The organism is Brucepastera parasyntrophica (assembly GCF_022376835.1).
GTDB classification, from domain to species: Bacteria; Spirochaetota; Spirochaetia; order Treponematales; family Treponemataceae; genus Brucepastera; species Brucepastera parasyntrophica.
Genome location: NZ_CP084606.1, coordinates 1,450,314 through 1,470,487, shown reverse-complemented (window position 1 = coordinate 1,470,487; position 20,174 = coordinate 1,450,314). Strand labels below are relative to the sequence as shown.

Below are 20,174 nucleotides of genomic sequence, written 5' to 3'. Positions count from 1 at the left end.
GCGGAAAACGCTTTTTACTTTTCTTCCGCGAGCGCGGCGGAAATGCTGAAAGCGTGGTCTCCTATATGCTCAATGTTCCGGACAATATCAATATACAGAAGCTCGGCCTTTACATTGGCTCCCTTTTCAAGACGTTTCCTTGCTATTTTTTTCAGATTTTTCCTGAACCCGTCTATCTGTGTTTCCATGCTGTTTGCGATCTCCAGGTCTTCCTTTGACAGAGGTTTGTTCAGGTTGTTGTGTACAAACAGAAGAAACTTATCAACTATTTCAACATAGGGTTTAAGACGCTCAATATCTTCTTTTTGAAGGTCATTTTCTTTTCCCTGCTCCGGCGTATCAGCATGGCAATGGTATAGATATCGTCCGTCATGCTTTCAAGATCATCAACGATTCTGAGCATCCGGCTTATATGCGCGGATGTTTTTGCTGACAGCGGCAGCTGCAGGGTTTTTACAAGATAAGCGGAAAGTTCTTCCTGCATTTGGTCGGCATAGGTTTCACCATTTGCAAGGTCCTGTATTTGTCCTTCAAAATTCCCGTTTTCACTGTATTCGAGAAGCTCCTTGAGCGTCACGAACATTCCCCGCACCATATCGGACATGGCGACAATTTCTTTTTCAGCGTAGAAAACATAGGATTCCGCGTTTTCTATGGCCCCGGTGCTGGGGAAGGGCAGTTTGTAAACCGGCGGCGGCTCATGGGCGCCCGGTTTGATAAGGAATTCGACAAGCTTCGCGATCTGTTTAATAAAGGGCAGGAAGATAAGGGTATTGATACAGTTGAATACCGTATGCAGGGTCGCGATCCGGGTTGTAATGGTTGCCGGGGACAACTCGCCCGGAACAATGAACTCGATCAATGCCAGGAACTGTTTAAAGAATATCATTGCGAGAACAGTTCCGGTAACGTTAAACAATACATGCACGGCGGCCGCCCGGCGGGCGTTTACCTTTGTTCCGATAGCTGCCAGAACAGCGTCTATGGTTGATCCTATATTGCTTCCGAGAACAACGGCCGCCGAAAATTCCCATGAAAGTATTCCGTTATGGGCCATGGTCAGCAGAATTGCCGTCGCGGCGCTTGAGGAATGCAAAAGCATGGTAATAATCATTCCGGCAAAAACACCGACAAAGAGGCCGAGGACACCCTTGTCCGCAAAAAAGGTAATAAATCTGACCTGGTCGTAGGAAACGGAGGGAATAGTCTCTGTCAGGAATCCGAGCCCTATAAAAAGAAGGCCGAAACCCATCAGCGCTTCGCCAAGCCCGTCTTTGTTCAGTCTTTTAAAGAAAGTTAAGAAAAAACCCATTCCGAAAATGGGTACCGCGAGGGCCGTTAATTTGAAATTAAAGCCGAACAGCGCTACTATCCAGGCCGTTACGGTTGTTCCTATGTTTGCCCCGAAAATAACACCGATTGCCTGGGTCAGTGTCAGTAAGCCCGCGTTGACAAATGATACTACCATGACAGTGGTAGCGCCCGAGGACTGGACTATCGCGGTGATAACCAGCCCGGTCAATACCGCCAGAAAACGGTTTCCTGTCATAAAATTCAGAATTTTGTGCAGGCTTTCACCCGCGCTTTTCTGAATTCCGTCGCTCATCATTTTCATTCCGAACAATAAAAGGCCGAGGCTTCCAATTATCTGGAAAACAGTACTGACAATTTGCATTTTCTGAATATATCAAATTGTCCGGCCCTTTTCAATGGAGGAATAAACAGGTATTATATAGTTAAATAATTTAAATTATTTGACTATTACCGGTTCTAAGTGTTTCTGATATAAAGAATTGACTGATTTTTTATATCAGAAACTTAAATTAAAGGTGTATAGATATAATGAAACAGAACAAAATAATGATGTTCATTCGCAAAATATTTCTGCTTGTGTGTATTCCGGTTTTCCTGTGCTGTACGGAAAGCAGGGAAAACAGGAATGAAACCGAGCCGGGAACCGAGGCCGCTCAGAGAATCATAAAACCGAGACGCCAGCCGGCGGACCATCAGGTTATCGTTATGCTGGGAGCCGGTTATGCCGCGCGTCCCGCAATTCTTGATGAACTGCTTGCCGAATACGGTCTTGCCGGCACCGGCGGGATGCTTATTCCCCTTTTTTATCCCGAATCATTTATGCGGGAAGGGAATGTCCGGCTGTGGGTCCTTTCCGATACTGTTGACGCTTCCCAGGCCAGTATTCTGCTTACGGCGGGAGCGCCGGAAAATACGCTGCGGGAACTGAAAAAAATCCGCAGCCTGCATCCTGATATACATATTATCAGTCTTTTTTCCGAGGATGATACATTTCAGGTAGAGGCTGTTTCCGATCTGATGATTGATTTTCCCGTTCCGGCAGATCTGCTTGCGGATGAGAGTGAAACACCTTCCCTTTCCGATACCGATCTGGGTGTTCTGCTGCTTGCAGCGGCCCTCACGGCTGAGGAAAATGATCCCTCTCTTACGCCCCAGCTCAGACTGGCCGCCGCCATGACTCAGGCAAAGCAGCTTTCAAAAAAGAAAAATGCCTGCGCGGGGTGGACCTTCCCTTCGGCTGTTGATTCCGCTACCGGCCTCCGCTCACGGGACCGTCTCATACTGCAGCTACCGGCTAAATCTTCCGCTGAAACAGCGGCAAACGGGGCTGCTTTGTGAATGAACTTGTCCAGCAGGAGTCCGGATTACTCGGTTCGGAAGAAGCTATTGAAAGACTTGCCGGCGCCGATACAGCCGTGATTCTGATTGTGTCCGATACGCACGGCGACTACGAAGCCTTCGAATATATAGTACGCAAATACGGCTCCGAATCAGACGCCCTCCTTTTTGCGGGCGATGGAATATGGGATATTGTCCAGTATATTGAAAACGCGCAGATTTCGGAAAAACTTTATGAAGCCCTGCCTCCCGTCGTTGCCTTTGTCGCAGGAAACGGAGACGCCGACCAGTACCGTGTACGCATACCTGTCGGAAGAAATCTCCCTCTTCCTGAAGAAGCCGCCGGATTCACCCTGACAGTTCCGGCCAGACAAAAGCTGTCCGCCTGCGGATACGGCATTTTTCTGGTCCATGGTCACAGACATTCGGTTGATTTCGGGCTTGAAATGCTGATAGACGCGGCCCGTGCCATGGACAGCGATATTGCTGTTTTCGGACACACCCATGTTCCCTTTATTGAACAGGCTTCACACATTCTGCTATTGAATCCGGGCAGTCCTTCCCGGCCCCGGAGCGACAGCGACTGTTCTTTTGCCCTTCTTGAACTGGACGCCGCTTCCATCACTCCCGAGGTTAAACTGGTAACAATGCCCGGAAGGTTTTAGCGTTTTTCCTGCGCCTTCGCTTCCTGCCAGAACAGCTCCATTTTTTCCTGGGTTTCTTTATTCATAGGCAAACCTGCCGCTTTCATTTCTTTTTCCACATGTTTAAACCGGCGGGTAAATTTGAGGTTCGATCTGGTGAGTGCCGTCCCCGGATCAATATTGAGATGGCGTGCGATATTTACCATAACGAACAGCATGTCGCCGAATTCGTCTTCCATTTTGTCCGCGTCCCCGGCGGCTATGGCTTCCCTGAATTCGGCGGTTTCTTCATCAAGCTTTGGCCAAACCGAGTCCGCGCTGTCCCAGTCAAAACCGCATTTTGAAGCTTTTTTCTGAAGTTTTTTTGCCCGCTCAAGAGACGGGAGTCCCGCGGATACGCCATCCAGAACCGAGTCCCCGGTGCGGCCCTCGAGTTTCTGTTTGATATGGTCCCACTGCGAAATTACCTTGTCAGCCGTATCGGTACGGTCCCTGCTGTCCGGGCCTGCAAATCCTTCGGTCTGGCCGAAGACATGGGGGTGCCTGCGGATGAGTTTATCGGAGACTTTGTCCAGTACGGTTTCAAGTGTAAAGTCATTCTGCTGCTCATAAATATATGAAAGCATTATAACATTCAGAAAAACGTCTCCCAGTTCTTCGCAGATATGACTGGTATCACCGTCTGTTATTGCTTCAACAGTCTCATAACATTCTTCGATCAGCGTTTCCCTTAAGGTGAGCGGGGTTTGCTCTATATCCCAGGGGCAGCCGCCCGGGCCTCTCAGCTTTATTATAATCTGATACAGCCTTTCAAAGGCCTCCTGAACTTTTGTGGGTTCCATAGAAATAACTCCGTGATTTAAAGCGGAGTCTATTTCAAAATGGCGGATTTTGAAATAGACTCGGCGATGCACCCGGCAGTAGGTTTGGTTTTGCGGGTGTTTTTGAGTATGCCATGAATATAGAATAATTGCTATGCGGATATCACGTCCGCCGGAGATTTACCTGTGAGGGATTTTATTCGCCCTGATTTCCTATACGGTATTTTGCAAGAACTTCTTCAAGTTCAAAAATCAGATTTGATTGCTGGGCAATCAGAATATATTTTGAATTTGAATCAAGGAGTTCCGGATCCAGGAAAAACTCGAAAGGATAGGCGTGCAATTCCCTGCAGAGAGCTTCAAGGGTTTTGGGAGAAATCCATTTTTTCCCATTTTCAATATTATTTATAAATGTGTGAGAAAGACCCGATCGTGCCGAAAGTTCAAGCTGTGAAAGCTTTTGTTTGTGTCTGAGCCTCCGAAGGTTGTCACCAAAAATTTCCGAGACATTCAATAACTTTTCTTTATCCATGCAATTATTAAACTGTTGGCTTAATAATAATGCAAACATCTTAAGGAAAGTAATTTATTGAACTAATAGAAGATTTTCTGTGAACTTTTCGTTTTCCATGTGTTTGATAACTGACCGCCAGTCGGTTTTGCCGGTACTTTTACGGAAAACTAAACCAGTTTCTTTTTTGACCATTCTTTCAGAAATGATTCCGGGCCACGGGCCAGGATGTTTTCCATGAGTTCGCCGAGAGGAGGGAATATCTGGCTTAAAAGTATCCGCTCGTCATCTGAAAAGTCGGAAAGGACATATCCCGCAACATCAGGATTACCCGGCCGTCCGATTCCGATACGCAACCGCCAGAAGTCCGCAGTCCCGAGTTCCTCTTTCGCCGAACGCAGTCCGTTATGTCCGCCCAGCCCGCCGGACCATTTGAGGCTGACTGTTCCCGGAGGAAGTTCCAGTTCATCATGGACGACCAGCATTTCTTCCGGTTTTATTTTATAAAAGACCGCGAGTTCCCGTATGCTTGTGCCTGACAGATTCATATATGTTTCAGGTTTTAAAAAAAACACCTGTCTGTTCTCTTCCGTTTCTCCCCTTATTGCAAGAGTACAGTATTCGCCCTTGAATTTTTTCTGCCATACGGTTCCGACAAACATATCAAGCGAATCCGCAAAAAGCCATCCCGCATTATGCCGGTTGCCTGCGAATTTTTTCCCGTAATTTCCGAGAAACACAACAAGGGATATCATGAAGCCATTCTATCTGAAAATCCTGAAATAGTGTACAATATAGTCAAATAATTTAAATTATTTGACTATTTCCGATTCTACGTGTTTCTGATGTAAAGAATTAACCAAGTCTTTGCATCAGAAACTTACATTAAAGGACTATAATTCTGATGGGAAAAAATAATGGGATCAGGATTCTGTTCCAGGATGAATATATTATTGTTGTAAATAAGCCGGCGGGTATTCTTTCCACCGGCCATCCGGGCGCGGGCCAAAGGAATATGCAGGATATGCTCAAGACATTATTCCGCAATAAACGGAATATACGGATTTGTTCTGTCCACCGTCTTGACCGTGAGACCTCGGGAGTAATGATGTTTGCCTGCACGCCTCAGGCAAAGAAAATTATTATGGACGGCTGGAATAAAATTGTTACCGAGCGGATGTACCGCTGTGTGTGCCTTAGTTCTCCCGGCTCAAAACCGCTTCCCGAATCAGGGACTATCAATGCTCCTATTACCTATAACCGTTATGGCGTGGGGTTTGTCCCCGGTCCGGAACAAACGGAACAATTCAAACACGCGGAAAAAGCTGTAACCCATTTTACGGTTCTTGAAAGAGACCGGTTTTCCGATCTGGTTGAATGCCGCCTTGAAACCGGCCGGAAAAACCAGATCAGGATTCATTTGTCGCATCTCGGTCATCCTCTTGCCGGCGACCCGGTATACGGGCAGAGGAACGCGGATTCGGACCGCCTTTTTCTTCATGCCCGGACACTGGCATTTGTCCATCCCTTTTCCGGAGAAGTAATGCGCTTTGAAGAGCCTGAGCCCCCGTCATTTCATGCCAGGCAGGAGAGGATGTCCGGTCACGAAAAAAGAAACACTTCCGAAAAACCCTTGACCTCCCGGAAAACCGGAAATCCGGGGCCTCGGAAAAAGAAAGACCGCGGGAAATAATAGCCGCTATTCTCCCGCGAGCGCCTCCACCGGATCAAGTTTTGCTGCGCGTATGGCAGGCTGCATACCGAAAAATATTCCGACCAGAGCCGAAAACAGAAACGCAATTATACAATTCATCCACTGTATGCTGAATTTCCAGTTAAAAAACGATACCACAAGATAACTCAGAAAAAGTCCTATCAGTATGCCGATAAAGCCCCCGAAAAGGGTCAGAGTTGCCGACTCCACAAGAAATTGATTGCGGATAGCCGCCGGACTGGCGCCGAGTGCCTTTCGGATTCCGATTTCTTTTTTCCGCTCGGTAACGGAGACAATCATGATATTCATTATTCCGATACCGCCGACAAGCAGGGAAATGGCGGCAATTCCGGAAAGCAGCAGATTCATTGACAGGGTGATTCTGTCATACTGCTCAAGAATTGATTGCATGGAGAATACATGAAGGGCCTGGGGATTATTGGTTTTTGTAGCCGCGAGCATTTCAATCGCCTGATGGACCCGGGGCGCCTGCTCCTGGGAGAATACTTGAATCATTATTTCTGAAGCCGTCGCGTTGGGCAGTATTTTTCTCCGGTAAAAACCCCGTGTCACATAGGCTGAATAATTGGGATCCTCGAACCCGATCGCGTCGGAATATTCAAGGACTCCGATAACCTCAAAGCCGAGGCGGTAGCCGTCTGCCTGCAGTATAACCGTTTTTCCTATTGGTTCGCCTTCAGGGAAAAGGAACCGGATTATTTCCGCGCCCAGAATTACTTTCTGGGCTCCCGTTACATCTTCCGAAAGGGTAAAACTTCTGCCGTAGTCAATATTCAGGGATGTCGCCCCGAAATATCCGGGTTCCAGGGCTTTCAGCTGCATATTAACATCGAGTCCGCCGTTTCTCAGTGTCCCGCTGAACGAATTTGTATAGTAAATATTTTTTATACCGGGGATTTCCGCGTATAATTCTTCGCGGAAGGCTTCATTAAAATCGATCCGCTCGTTTCTTCTCGCCCATCCTGTTGAGACACTCACCAGATCGAGGCCCGATGAACCGAATGAAGACTTTACATCTTCCGTCGCGCTTTGGCCAATACTTGTAACCATAATTACGGAAGCGACTCCGATAATAATACCCAGCAGAGAAAGGATAGTCCTTGTTTTGCTTGTTTTGAAATTCCTGACGGCGTTCAGAAAATCTTCAAACACAGCTGTCCTCCGTAATTTTCCCGTCGCGCAAATGTATCCGGCGGGGGGCGGTATTACCTATATCCTGATCGTGGGTAACAATTAGTATAGTGGTACCGTTTTTATTTATATCGTGAAAAAGATCAATAACGGAATTTCCTGTTTCGCTGTCAAGCGCACCTGTCGGTTCATCCGCAAGTATCAGTTCCGGGTTGGTTACTGTAGCCCGGGCAATGGCTGTCCGCTGTTTTTGCCCTCCAGATAATTCACCCGGCGTATGCTTTAATCTGTCTGAAAGCCCTATCCTCTCCAGCACTTCCACGGCTCTGGCTTTCCGTTCCGAAATGGACAGGCCCTGATACCGGAGGGGCAGCATAACATTTTCAAGAACAGTCATATTACTGATAAGATTGTACTGCTGGAATACAAACCCAACCGTTTTATTGCGGAGTACGGCGAGTTCCTTCGCGTTCATCTGTGAAGTATTTTTTCCGCTTATAAAAATATCTCCCGAGGTTGGATGATCAAGGCAGCCTATTATATGCATGCAGGTTGACTTTCCGGATCCGGAAGGTCCCATTATTGATACAAATTCGCCTTTTTCGATAGTCAGGGAAATACCGTTAAGCGCAAAAACTTCCGATTCTCCCATTGTATATATTTTATATATATCGCGAAGCGAAAGAAGCGGACCGGTCTCAGGCATATTCATCAGAAACGTACCGTAACATTCGGATTATTGTCCTGCTGGGCTTTGAGGACATCGCCTTCTTCAAGGACGGAAATGACCCTGGCAAAGCCCCTTGCGTAGGGTTTGAATTCAACCTCCACCCGTTCTATTGTATCGCCCACGAATTTTTCCGCAAAGGGTTTTCCGTTTTCGTAACCGATAGCGGCGATTTCCACCAGCAGAACGGTTTCTTCTTCCCCAACCTGTATTTCCCCTGTAAAGGAGTAGCCCGGAAGGATTTCATCAGGCGGGTTTTCTATGCGTATTTCCGTATCCAGAACTGTCGCCCCCGGGTTGTGATGCGGCCCACTGCCGGATATGAAACCACCGTTCCTTCAACATTGAGATTCGGGTAAGCGGGGAATGAAAGAAAAACCTTTTGCCCGGCTTTGAGGCGTGATGAATCGGTTTCCACAATTTCAACAGTGGCTTTCATATGACTCCGGTCAATCAGATATCCGAAAGAATCCTGGGCTTTTGCATAATCGCCGTCAGCTATTTTAAGCTGGCCTATAACACCGTCAAACCGGGCGATTATTTTTCTGTCTTCGATGTTTTTCAGCAAAACTTCGCGCTGCTTTTCCATGAGTTCAAGCTTTCCCAGGGCCCCGGTTATCCTGTCCTGGTTCATCTGGTAGTCATGACTGGCAAGATTATACTGCTGCTGGGTATCATCCAGCACAACCAGAACGGTCCCCGTTTTTACCCGGTCACCCTCTTTAACAAAGACCTGTTCGACCGTTCCGTCTCCCGCCGCCTGAAGGTTCTGCTGCTGGGCGGCTTCAATGTTTCCCGATATTTCTATGATATTCTTAAACGTCTCTCTTCGTACTGTGTAACGCATTTCTTCCCGGGGCGCGGCGTTCTTTCTCCCGATAAAAAAAATAATGCCTCCGGCTATCAGTATAATAACAAGTGTTATTATCAGAGGTTTGAGTTTTTTTTCTTTTTGGTTTTCATAGCAAATCCTCCGGGGAAAGTTCGGGAATAAACAGAAGCGCGACATCAAGATTATAGAGGATACAGTCAATGTACAGGGCCTGTAAACGATATTCGGCAAGTTTGTATTCCGTCTGGGACTGGAGATAATCTGTTTCGCTGATTATGCCCGCCCTGTACCATTGTTCCTGTTCACCGGCGTGAGTTTTGTATACTTCAAATTCTTCCGTATATACTTCCTGCTGCCATTCGAGATCTTCTTTTTTTCTGTCATATTCGAGTACCGTATCGTAATAGTTCTTTTTTGCAATATGTATGTTCAGCAATTCCTTTTTGCCTGATATTTCCCGTATTTCATTATCGATTCTGTGCGTCCTTATTCCGTTCGGCTTCCATTCCAGGGAAATCGAGAGGGCGGGGTTCTGTGAAGAGTCAAGCGGAAACGAAAGCGCCGAGGAAAGAGTGACGCCTGGCAGACTTATTCCGACACCGCCCGATACGCTCGAGGTCTGTGTAATGCGGTCCAGAGAATAACCCGCAAGACCGTTCAGGGAAAAACTCCGTCCCGAAGCGCTTCTGCTCATCGTATTTATATAATGATTCCACTCAGCGGACTCAAGCTCGGAAAATCCGGCCTGGGGAAAGGCTGAAATATCAGCCAGTTCCTGGCCGGGAATTACCTCGGGGAGAACCACAACGGGGATGCCGCAGCTGCGGGCAAATTCCTCCAGTGACCGGGCATATGTCCGTTCCGCCTCGGTAAGCTCACGCTGTCGGCTGCGGAGCTTGAGTTCGGTAGTCCTCCACACGGTGCTGGAAGCCGTATATCCCGCAGCTTCCCTTGTTTCCATATCCTGCCGCGCAAGAACAATAGCTTCCTGCGCTTTATAAATATCATTCCTGTAACCGTATATTTCCCGGACATCTTCCCAGAATTCCTTCTGCAGCTGCAGTTTGTGTGATTCAAGCTGCCTTGCTGCAACAATATACTGCCGCTCTTTTTCTTCAAGTCCGGTCTGCCGGGATTTTGCGTTTCCGGAAAAAATATCGGTCCTTGCCGTTACATTCACGCCTGCCCTTGGCGGATCATTTCCGTTATACTCCAGAGGCACTTCAGCGCTTATTGAAGTATTCCGGAGCTGAGGCAGTCCGACTGTAATGCCGGGCCTTGCGGAAATCTGTGCGCCGCTGTCGGGAAATTCTATAACTGTCTGGCCTGTCGAAATGGTAAAGGCGGTTCCGGCTTCAATATTGTACCGCTGCATGGAAAGAAAGGCGCTCCGCTTGTCCAGCTCAAGGCTCTGTCGCGTAGTATCATTTGACGCATAGCCTTCCAGCAGTACCGCAAAATCGGATAATGACTGAGATACCGCAACAGCGGAAATGAAAAATGAAAACAGGCAGATAAAAAATTTTTTCAGCTTCATATAAAACTCTCCGCCGCAGAGCAGCGGAGAGTTTTTCTCTCCCGTGGAATTGGTCTCGGGTTTTAACCCTCGCCTCGAATCAACCCTTGCGCTCCGTACTCCTGAGAATAATTGTACATGGCATAACCGCCGGTTTATATTAGAAACCAGTGTAATGGAAAATCAGGGGACTGTCCATGTATGCTCCCTGAAAAATGCCTGCGCATTGCTTACGATATTGAAGATTGGAATTTCATATTGAAAAAAATCCGCTGGTTTTGAACATTCTCGCTTGACAGTTTTTTTTTTTTTGAATAAAGTACCTTCAATAATTACGCATATTTCTCTTATCGCCGGATAGGAGAAATAAAAAGTGCCGTGTAAGCTTATCTCGTTAGGCCTTTGGAGATAAGTTCGCACGGCTTTTTTTTTGGAGAAATAACCATGAACGATACCGGTAGTCTTTACAAACAGTTTGCGAAATATGTTTCACTCAATATTCTCAGCATGATTGGTCTGTCATGTTACATTTTTGTTGATACTTTTTTTATTTCCTTTAAAATGGGAAGCGACGGACTTGCCGCGCTGAACATTGTTTTGCCGGTTTACGGAATTATAAACGGACTTGGTTTGATGCTCGGGATAGGCGCGGCAACTCTCTTTACAATCCTTCAGGGCAGGGGCCGTCCCGGGGAAGCTGATTCGGTTTTTTCGCACGCCCTGATGATAGCCGCTGTTCTGGGCCTGGTGATCACCTGCTGCGGATTTTATTTTATCGGACCCATTGCGAAATTTCTCGGCGCGAGCGGTGCGACTGCTCCTCTTTCCGAAGAATATGCCCGGGTCATATTTGCATTTACCCTGCCTTTTATTCTGAATAACATTCTGGTGGCTTTCGTGAGAAATGACCACGGGCCCCGGCTTGCTATGACCGCAATGCTGGCGGGGAGCCTTGGTAATATTATATTGGATTATGTATTCATGTTTCCGCTTGATATGGGGATGTTCGGCGCTGCCCTCGCGACCGGCTTCGCTCCCCTGATCAGCATGCTGATTCTGTCTGTCCATTTTATCAGAAAAAACAACAGCTTCAGAATTGCCAGAACTCCGGTCATAATACAGCGGTTCGCTTCCATCTGTTCGCTTGGGGTACCTTCTTTTGTCCTGGAATTTTCTTCCGGCATTATTCTCTTTTCTTTCAATCAGGTATTATTACGGATCAGCGGAAACAGCGCTGTCGCCGCTTACGGTATTGTCGCAAATCTTGCCATAATTGTGGTAGCGATTTTTACTGGAATAGGGCAGGGAGTCCAGCCCCTTATCAGCAGAAATTTCGGGATAAACAACATGCGCAATGTATACAGATTATACGGCGCAGCGGTCGGCCTTGCTTTTATCCTTGGGACGGTTTTTTACCTGATAGGATTTTTCTTTCCGGGGCCGATCAGTTCTATTTTCAATACCCGGCATGACGAACAGCTCGGCCGTATGGCAGCTACCGGCATCAGGCTATATTTTCTCGCCTTTTTTGTTATGGGTTTCAATAACGTGACAATTTCTTTCTTTTCTTCCATTTCACAGCCCGCGCCTTCATTTATTATGTCCATCTCCAAGGGTATAATTATAACCGTACCCGTATTGCTGCTGTTCTCGCAGCTTTTCGGAATAACCGGCGTCTGGCTGACTGTTCCTGCCGCGGAATTTCTTACCATGCTGATGGGTGTTATTTTTCTGCTTACAAATAAGGAAAGGCGGGGGACCCGGCTTTTCAGGATCCGTGCGGAAAGAAACGCCGGGACATGAAGTCCGGGCTGCTGATTGTTCCCGGTTTATCGCGGGTAATTCATTTCCGGTTCAGGTAGCGTTCTATATAAGATTTGTATTTGGCATCGGTCAGGGCCACATGGCTCAGGACCCAGTCCCGGATTCTCCGAGCGAACCGGTTTGGGGCAAGCTTTTCACCATTTTCAAATTCTTTTACCAGCGTTAGAATATCCGCCGTAAAATCGTCATATTCCTTTTTGAGTTCTTTCTGCTCCGGATAATTTGTTGCGGTGAGAATTTTTTCTTCAGCGGCAAAATGATCTTTTATATATCCGACAACCTGTTCAACTATATCTTTAAAGAAAGCAGGGTCGTCCGCGCCGCCGTTTATGCATTTTTCCCATAGCCTGTTTGCGGTGTCTACCAATTCCATATTTTCTTTATCGATCAGCTTTATTCCGGTGACGTATTCGTCCCTCCACTCCACCACCTTCGCATCGGTTTCCGGATTATCAAGTTCTTCGTCCTGAAAAATTTCATCCATACAAATAACTCCTTCAGGCTGTTTTTAAGATCCGTCCTGCTCCGAACGTTTTTCAACAGATTCGTGAGCTGATTTCAAAATCTGACATTTTGAAATCGCTTCCCATTATAATCAAATATATTTCTTTTCGGCGGATTATCCAAATAAAATCCCCGCCGTAGAGGGGGATTTTATTCTCCCATGGAACCTATAAAAACCAAGGTTTTTATAGGTTTTTCATAAAAAACGCCGCAGAGCAGGGCAGACCTTCGGTCTGGAGTATTAACCCTCGCCGCGAATAAAAGACAAAAAAAACACCGGAAACTTTTCCGGTGTTTTCTGTTTCAGAAAAACGGTTTGTATCAGTATTCCACAAGCTCGTTTGCTTCGCTGACAAACTGATCGATTTTGCCTTCAGCGGTGAGACGGGCTATCGTTTTGTTAATCTGTTCAAGGAAGGCTGTTTCACCTTTTTTTACGGCAATGGCTGAACCGCCGTCATCATCCTTGAAGGTATAGGCCGCGAGCATTAAATCGGAGTTCGCACCCACATAGGCTTTCGCAACAGGAAGTTCCGCCACTACGGCGTCAATCTTCGAGTTTTTTACTTCCATAATAAGATCAGGGAGTTTCCCGAGCTCTTTAACCTGGGAATGCGGGTTTTCCGCTTCTTCTTCGCTCATGCCTTTTATATTAACCTTTGCGAGCCCGACCTGGATTGCGCCCCGCTGGGCTCCGACCATTCTGTCTTTCAGACTATCGGCAGACGCCGCGTATTTAGCTTCATCAACCTTCCTTATAATAACTCCGTGCTCCGCGAGATAGTAAATATCGGAAAAATCAACATTCTTTCTGCGTTCGTCCGTCGGGGTCATTCCGGAAATGACGAAATCGACATTGCCTGAAACAAGGGCCGCAAGCAGACCGTCAAAGTCCATATCCTTGATTTCAAGTTTTACGCCTAAATCTTTTGCGATTTCTTCGGCAATTGCGACATCAAACCCGACAATAGTGTCTTTGCCATTAATTTGGGCATGAAATTCATAGGGCGGATAGTCTGCCGATGTTCCCAGAATAACTTTTCCGGATTTTTTTATTGTATCGAGACGCGACTCCTTTTCCTTTGAACCGCCGGCAAAGATAAGGGCGGGAGCTGCAATGGCCAGAAACATACCGGCACATAACAGTTTTACGAGTTTTTTCATCTGGTACCTCCATAGAATTATACAAAAAAATGTATGCCTTAATTATACGGAATAAACGCGCTAATGCAATAAAAATAATGAGCCATTTTTTCAATATTTCAGCTTTTTAAGAAAAACAGGGTCCTTCTGTCCCGTGCGGGCCGATTTAGACAGGCGGTATTTGCGGAAAAAGAGTGTTTTTCCTTCTGAATTGTTACAAGATTGTAACAATTTTTTTTTTATTTGCCGCTTTTAAAAAACGCCCCTATACTAGAATGGGTTTTTTCAGTTTCTCAAAGAAACGAAAACCTCCAAAGGACCTTTTCGGTCCGGCGGGATCATGTAAAAGCATAAAAATTGAATGGCGCTAGTATGGCGGATGAACAAAAAGGAGAAGCAAAGTGAAGAGTTTGCGAAAAAATGTATTTATCGGCGGTTTGTTCCTGCTGATAATAGCTGTGTCCTGCAAGAGTCCCTTGGATGATTCATCAGGAAAATCATCAGTTGCGGTAAAAAAAGTCGAATTAAATAAGACAGAAACTACGCTTACCGTAGGCGGAAGCGACCAGTTAACTGCGACTATTACACCCGGTAACGCTTCAAATAAGAAACTGTTATGGGAGTCAAGCGATGAAACCATCGCAACGGTAGATGAAAACGGCGTTATCAGCGGTATAAGCGAGGGGCCTGCCATAATTACGGTAACCACGGCCAGCGGCGGAAAAACAGCCGAATGCCAGATCCAGGTTAACGCGGCCCATATACCGGTTTCCGGCGTAAGTCTGAGTCCGGTTACGCTCGGCGTCAGCGATGAATTAAAAATAACTCCAAGCATAGTTCCGTCAAGCGCGACGAATAAATCGGTTGAATGGCTTTCCCTGAATCCGAACGTTGCCATAATCGATGAAGAAGGAAATATCCGGGGAATGACTCCCGGAACAGTAACAATCCATGTGAAAACTTCCGACGGCGGACATACGGCAACCTGTACTATTACGGTTACCGCCGCTTCGCTTGAAACAATCACTATTACCTTTGATTCCGCGAGCGGCAGTTCGGTCAGTTCCCAGAGCGGAATAAAAGGTACCCAGATAGCAAAACCCGCCGATCCCACAAGAAGCGGATATACATTCGACGGTTGGTTTGAAAACAATGATTACAGCGGCAGCCCTGTATCCTTCCCCTATACATTAACTGTCAGCAGGACCCTGTATGCGAAATGGACTGAGACAGCTTCCACCATAAGCGTTACCGGCGTTACCCTGAACAAAAACAGCCATGCGATGGGAACGGGGGAAACCCTGACTCTGACGGCATCTATTGTTCCCGATACGGCTACCAATAAACAGATAACATGGAGCAGCAGCAATACCGGCGTCGCAACTGTAGCGTCAAGCGGCAGCGGCAAGGCTCTGGTGACCGGTCTGTCCGGAGGTTCGGCGGTTATTACCGTAACGACGGCCGACGGCGGCTTTACCGCCTCCTGCACTGTAACAGTAACCGCTCTGATAACGGTAACCTTCAACAGCAAGGGAGGATCGGCTGTTCAGCCCCAGACTGTCTCCCCGGGTTCGTCCGTGACAAAGCCGTCGGATCCTGCTAAATCCGACTACCGTTTTGCCGGATGGTATACAACCGATACCTACAGCGGAGCCGCGGTAACGTTCCCCTATATTGTTAACGCAGACATAACGCTATATGCAAAATGGGAAATCCCGGTTACAGGTGTGACCCTGAATAAAGCAACCGCCGCCATAGCAGTCGGGGAGAAGGAAACCCTTGCCGCTACCATCGCGCCGGCGGACGCGACAAACAAGACTCTGCAATGGACTTCATCGGCGCCGGCAGTTGCCAGTGTTTCAAACGGCGAAGTGACCGGTAAAACAGCCGGTTCTGCCGTTATTACCGTACAAACCGCGGACGGAAGCTACGAAGCTTCCTGCACGGTGACGGTAAGCGCGGCGTCTGTGCCTGTGACTATTACTTTCAATTCAAAAGAAGGCAGCGCAGTTACCGCATGGAATGGAAACGCGGGGGATGAAATGGCAAAACCTGCCGATCCCACAAGAAGCGGATATACATTTGACGGATGGTATATTGCTGAAGATTACAGCGGCAATCCGGTATCCTTCCCCTATGTAGTAACAGCCAGTGCGACACTGTACGCAAAATGGACGGAAACCATCTCCGTAATATCAGTAACAGGCGTTGTTCTCGATATTGAAACACATACAATGGCAGTCGGCGAGACGCTCACCCTGACAGCGACGGTCGCCCCGGCCGATGCCACGAACAAGCAGATAAGCTGGACCAGTTCCAATACTTCCGCCGCCACGGTCGCGGACGGGCTTGTAACGGGAATGGGTTCGGGCGCTTCAACGATAACAGTTACAACAGCCGACGGCAGTTTTACCGCAAGCTGTACAATAACGGTAAAAACCAAGTCGACCCTTACATTTAATTCAAAAGGCGGGTCCAGTGTTGCTTCGCAGACAGTCTTCACCGGCGAATCCGTGAACAGGCCTTCCGATCCGGCCAGGTCCGGCTATGCTTTCAGCGGCTGGTATACAACTGAGGCTTATACAGGCAGTGCAGTCAGTTTCCCGTATACGGTGTCCGCAAATACCACACTGTATGCGAAATGGATCCTCAAAGTCAGCGGCGTAAGCCTTGACAGGGCAACGCTCGGAATCGGAGCCGGAGAGACTGAAATCCTGACCGCAACAGTTATTCCCTCTAATGCGGATGATACAAGTGTTGTCTGGACTTCGGGAAATACGTCAGTCGCCACAGTCATTAACGGTACAGTTCTCGGGAAGGCCGCGGGGACCGCGGTTATAACGGTAAGAACAGTTGACGGAAACTTCGAGGCAAACTGTACGGTCACTGTTACAGCAGTCCTGACCCAGTGCGCGACGCCGGTTATCAATACAAATACCGGAACCGCGACTACTCAGTTTACTCTGACCACCGCGACTGTGGGCGCCGATATATATTACACGACCAACGGAACTACCCCGACAACCGCCAGTACAAAATATACGGCAGCTTTCACTCTTGCGTCCGGCAGTCACACCATTAAAGCCATCGCGGTGAAAACAGGCATGGCGAACAGCGAGTTATACAGCACGACTGTGACTGTCTCAGGGACCGTTACGGACAGAATAATTCTGCATGTCAAGGATTACGCCTGGGTATATGTCTGGGAAACAACAGATACCTCGATCAATAAACTGCGCTTCCAGATGGCTGCCGAAGGCAACGGATGGTACGGATATACATTTACCGTAACAAGCGCAAGCCTGATATTTACACCGAATGACAGCTGGTCCGGGCAGTCAGCAGACCTTACGCGGACGGCAGGCGAATGGTGGTATAAAAACGGTTCCTGGACCGACTATAATCCTGAAAGGCCGGCCACCCCCGCTATAACCGCATCTCCGTCAGCCGGACTGTATCTGAGCGCCCAGAGCGTTACGCTTTCTTCAAGCAACGCCTCCGGTGATGTTATCTACTATACCTCTGACGGTTCCACACCCACGCTGAGTTCACCGATTTACAGCGCGGCCATTTCCGCAGGCGTCGGCACGACCACCATTAAGGCTATCGGATATAATCCGGAAGCCGTACCGACAACAGGAAGCGTCGCGACCTTTACCTATACCGTAGATCCGGACGCGGACATTGTGCCGCCGACTATTACGGCGAATCCGGCCCCGGGCATGTATGACAATCCAATCACGGCCATCTTTACCCTGGCCGATAACAAGGGGACCACCGGTCTCCGGGCGTATTACACAACGGACGGGACGGAACCGACCGAAAGCTCTGTTTCGTACACATCGGGAACAGGTATTTCCATCGGACAGGATGAGGTAAAACGTTTCCGCTTCCTGGTTATAGACGCGGCCGGCAACAGGACTACAGAAACCTTCTATTATCGTGTCGGTCAGGTTACCACTTCGCGCTTTGACCCCAGACAGGAAACAATTTACTTCCTGCTGACCACACGCTGGTTTGACGGTGATACATCGAACAGCGTCGGAGATGATTGGTGTTCATACACTCCTGAACGCGTAAGCGGCAGTATAGCGAATCACGGATTTACCGGCCCCGAAGATGTTACCTGGCGCGGAGACTTTAAGGGCCTCGTGGATAAAATGGATTATATTAAGGCCCTCGGATTTACCACAATCTGGATTACTCCCATTGTGCAGAACCGGAGCCCGCTTGCGTACCACGGCTATCACGCCTGGGATATGACACGGGAAGACGCGCGGCTCGAGTCCCCCGGATATGATTTCCAGCGGGTAATAGACGAAGCGCATGCCAGGGACATGAAAATATGTCTCGATATAGTCATTAACCACTCCGGACGGTTCGGTCTGAAAGATTTTGCCGAAGTCAAATACAACCGGGACGCAGGACTCTATCCTGTGCCTACCGGCTGGGAAAGCTTTACCTTCGATGAGTCAGCATACCAGAGCGGAAATTCCCAGAATTATCCCAACGGATGGCAGTATGACGGTCTGGCTTCACCCGGTAACTATCCTGCGGGACACGCCAAAGCCGGCCAGCGAATTCCGGCCTATGCGACATTTACACAGGATTCTCGTCCGTTTACAGCTGCGGATATCGCGCAGTATCCGGCGCTCGCGACCGACAAGGCCAACGGATATCTGAAATATCAGTGGCCGTCAACAGAATCCTATGTCAAGACAATAGACGGAAAACCCTACAGCGAGCCGAACAGTCTGGATTACAGCGGCTATAAAAACAGCGCAAGAAGACTCCGGGGACACAATACCGGTTTCCCGACCGGGTCAGGATCTTTTGACAATTTCCCTGACGCGCACTTTGATTCGCTGCATGAGGACTGCCCTGACTTGAACGTTGAAAACCCCGAGGTCCAGCAGTATATCCTTAACGCCTATTTCCGCTACATTGACATGGGCGTTGACATGTTCCGCGTCGATACGGTCATGCACATGCATAAACAGACTCTGAACGAAATGTACTGGCCCCAGATGATGGCGCGCGCGGAATCCGCAAGCGCAGCGCGCGGCGGCGCAGACTTCTTTATCTTCGGTGAGGTCGCGAACTTCGTAAACAATCTGGACGACAGGCCGGCACAGCTCCAGCAGAGCAACTATACCTGGGATATGACTGTAGAGGGTAAGGGAAACAGTTCCAATCATCTGCTTAACGGCAACAATTACCGGACCCCAGATTATTCGCACAAAACAGTGCCGAGCAGCCCCTATCATGTGTCTGTCATCGATATCATAAGCCACAACGGCTTCTGTGACGGTGTCGGCGGCGCGTACGGACGCGCTCTCGGAAACAGCTATGCGTATAATGACGCGACCTATCTTACCTGGTATACGGATTCCCATGACTATGGACCGAACAAGGGTGAGACAAGATGGCAGGGTGATTTTGCCGCCGCATGGTCAATGCTGTTTACCTTCCGGGGCATCCCGGTAGTTTATTACGGCTCGGAAATCAGATTCGCGGCAGGCCTGCCGAATGACTGGCCGGGCGGCGGTTCCGCCGGAGCGGATATGTCGCTTGAAAAGACAGGCCGTTCATATTATGGACCTAATCTTGAGGGGAACGTAACTGCGACAGGCTTTGGCGAATACTCCGCTTCCGGACAGGTGGCAACCACATTGTCCCATGAACTTGCAAAACATTTGCAGGGTCTGAATAAAATACGCCACGCGGTTCCCGCTCTGCAGATGGGCCAGTATTCAACCGACGGACACAGCGGCGGCTGGGCAGGATACAAACGGCGCTACACCGGAACAAATAAAATAACCGGCGCGGCGATCGATTCCTATGTCCTGGTCGGAGTAGGGCAGGGTACCCATACCTGGACCGGTGTGCTGAACGGTACTTACATAGACTGTGTTACGGGAAACAGCATTACCGTAACTAATGGTAATACATCCTTTACCGTTTCCAACGGCGGCGATGCCGGACTTGGTGTATATGTTCTTACAGGACTCACTACACCGGCCCCCGGAAAAATCGATCAGCCGAGTCCCTATCTGAAATAGGGAGCTTCTGAAAAATGTTAAGGCCTCTGCAGCTTTTGCTGCAGAGGCCTTTTTTGTTTGAAAAAAAATTAT

The 20,174-nt window shown here is 48.3% G+C and carries 16 protein-coding genes and 1 pseudogene; 6 read left to right on the top strand and 11 right to left on the bottom strand.

The window, feature by feature from the left end:
• Positions 1 to 14: 14 nt before the first annotated feature.
• Positions 15 to 1,675 (bottom strand): annotated as a pseudogene (locus K7I13_RS06920) (Na/Pi cotransporter family protein).
• A 167-nt stretch (positions 1,676 to 1,842) separates the two neighbouring features.
• Between K7I13_RS06920 and K7I13_RS06915 the strand changes: the two are divergent.
• Positions 1,843 to 2,652, top strand: coding sequence for a DUF3798 domain-containing protein (locus tag K7I13_RS06915; RefSeq protein ID WP_255948983.1), 810 nt, complete (start codon positions 1,843 to 1,845; stop codon positions 2,650 to 2,652).
• Positions 2,649 to 3,317: a YfcE family phosphodiesterase gene (locus K7I13_RS06910; protein WP_255948981.1), complete on the top strand. Its 669-nt coding sequence runs from the start codon at positions 2,649 to 2,651 to the stop codon at positions 3,315 to 3,317. The genes K7I13_RS06915 and K7I13_RS06910 overlap by 4 nt, the downstream gene beginning before the upstream one ends.
• On the opposite strand, the gene mazG is transcribed toward K7I13_RS06910, so the two are convergent.
• From mazG to pth, 3 genes are all read right to left on the bottom strand, one after another.
• The gene (gene mazG / locus K7I13_RS06905; RefSeq protein WP_255948979.1) at positions 3,314 to 4,138 is read right to left on the bottom strand and encodes a nucleoside triphosphate pyrophosphohydrolase; all 825 of its coding nucleotides are present in this window, start codon (positions 4,136 to 4,138) and stop codon (positions 3,314 to 3,316) included. The genes K7I13_RS06910 and mazG overlap by 4 nt on opposite strands.
• Positions 4,139 to 4,313: 175 nt before the next feature.
• The gene (locus K7I13_RS06900) at positions 4,314 to 4,649 is read right to left on the bottom strand and encodes a helix-turn-helix domain-containing protein (RefSeq protein WP_255948977.1); all 336 of its coding nucleotides are present in this window, start codon (positions 4,647 to 4,649) and stop codon (positions 4,314 to 4,316) included.
• Between the two features lie 149 nt (positions 4,650 to 4,798).
• On the bottom strand, positions 4,799 to 5,383 hold the full coding sequence (gene pth, locus K7I13_RS06895) for an aminoacyl-tRNA hydrolase (RefSeq protein ID WP_255948975.1): 585 nt from the start codon (positions 5,381 to 5,383) through the stop codon (positions 4,799 to 4,801).
• 149 nt (positions 5,384 to 5,532) lie between these two features.
• On the opposite strand from pth, the gene K7I13_RS06890 reads away from it, so the two are divergent.
• Positions 5,533 to 6,321 (top strand): RluA family pseudouridine synthase, encoded by a 789-nt coding sequence (locus K7I13_RS06890; RefSeq protein ID WP_255948973.1) that lies wholly within the window; start codon positions 5,533 to 5,535, stop codon positions 6,319 to 6,321.
• A 6-nt stretch (positions 6,322 to 6,327) separates the two neighbouring features.
• Here the strand turns inward: K7I13_RS06890 and K7I13_RS06885 are convergent, their stop codons facing one another.
• The 5 genes from K7I13_RS06885 to K7I13_RS06865 form a co-directional block, all read right to left on the bottom strand.
• Positions 6,328 to 7,515 carry an ABC transporter permease gene (locus K7I13_RS06885; protein WP_255948971.1) on the bottom strand — a complete coding sequence of 396 codons (1,188 nt, stop codon included), beginning with the start codon at positions 7,513 to 7,515 and terminating at the stop codon, positions 6,328 to 6,330.
• Complete coding sequence (locus K7I13_RS06880; protein ID WP_255949250.1) at positions 7,508 to 8,200, bottom strand: ABC transporter ATP-binding protein; 693 nt, start codon at positions 8,198 to 8,200, stop codon at positions 7,508 to 7,510. Before K7I13_RS06880 ends, K7I13_RS06885 begins: the two co-directional genes overlap by 8 nt.
• Before the next feature lie 5 nt (positions 8,201 to 8,205).
• Positions 8,206 to 8,400: a hypothetical protein gene (locus K7I13_RS06875; RefSeq protein ID WP_255948969.1), complete on the bottom strand. Its 195-nt coding sequence runs from the start codon at positions 8,398 to 8,400 to the stop codon at positions 8,206 to 8,208.
• Between the two features lie 80 nt (positions 8,401 to 8,480).
• The gene (locus K7I13_RS06870) at positions 8,481 to 9,068 is read right to left on the bottom strand and encodes an efflux RND transporter periplasmic adaptor subunit (protein WP_255948968.1); all 588 of its coding nucleotides are present in this window, start codon (positions 9,066 to 9,068) and stop codon (positions 8,481 to 8,483) included.
• A 112-nt stretch (positions 9,069 to 9,180) separates the two neighbouring features.
• Complete coding sequence (locus K7I13_RS06865) at positions 9,181 to 10,590, bottom strand: TolC family protein (RefSeq protein WP_255948967.1); 1,410 nt, start codon at positions 10,588 to 10,590, stop codon at positions 9,181 to 9,183.
• A 43-nt stretch (positions 10,591 to 10,633) separates the two neighbouring features.
• Between K7I13_RS06865 and K7I13_RS06860 the strand changes: the two genes are divergently transcribed.
• Together K7I13_RS06860 and K7I13_RS06855 are read left to right on the top strand one after the other, a co-directional pair.
• Positions 10,634 to 10,831 carry a hypothetical protein gene (locus tag K7I13_RS06860; protein ID WP_255948966.1) on the top strand — a complete coding sequence of 66 codons (198 nt, stop codon included), beginning with the start codon at positions 10,634 to 10,636 and terminating at the stop codon, positions 10,829 to 10,831.
• Positions 10,832 to 11,013: 182 nt separating this feature from the next.
• On the top strand, positions 11,014 to 12,372 hold the full coding sequence (locus tag K7I13_RS06855) for an MATE family efflux transporter (RefSeq protein ID WP_255948965.1): 1,359 nt from the start codon (positions 11,014 to 11,016) through the stop codon (positions 12,370 to 12,372).
• A 40-nt stretch (positions 12,373 to 12,412) separates the two neighbouring features.
• Here the strand turns inward: K7I13_RS06855 and K7I13_RS06850 are convergent, their stop codons facing one another.
• Positions 12,413 to 12,877, bottom strand: a complete 465-nt coding sequence (locus tag K7I13_RS06850) for a bacteriohemerythrin (protein ID WP_255948964.1) — start codon at positions 12,875 to 12,877, stop codon at positions 12,413 to 12,415.
• A gap of 341 nt (positions 12,878 to 13,218) precedes the next feature.
• On the bottom strand, positions 13,219 to 14,061 hold the full coding sequence (locus tag K7I13_RS06845; RefSeq protein ID WP_255948963.1) for a transporter substrate-binding domain-containing protein: 843 nt from the start codon (positions 14,059 to 14,061) through the stop codon (positions 13,219 to 13,221).
• Between the two features lie 380 nt (positions 14,062 to 14,441).
• Here K7I13_RS06845 and K7I13_RS06840 point away from each other — a divergent pair, with 380 nt between their 5' ends.
• Positions 14,442 to 20,102, top strand: a complete 5,661-nt coding sequence (locus K7I13_RS06840) for an Ig-like domain-containing protein (RefSeq protein WP_255948962.1) — start codon at positions 14,442 to 14,444, stop codon at positions 20,100 to 20,102.
• The last annotated feature ends 72 nt before the right edge of the window (positions 20,103 to 20,174 follow it).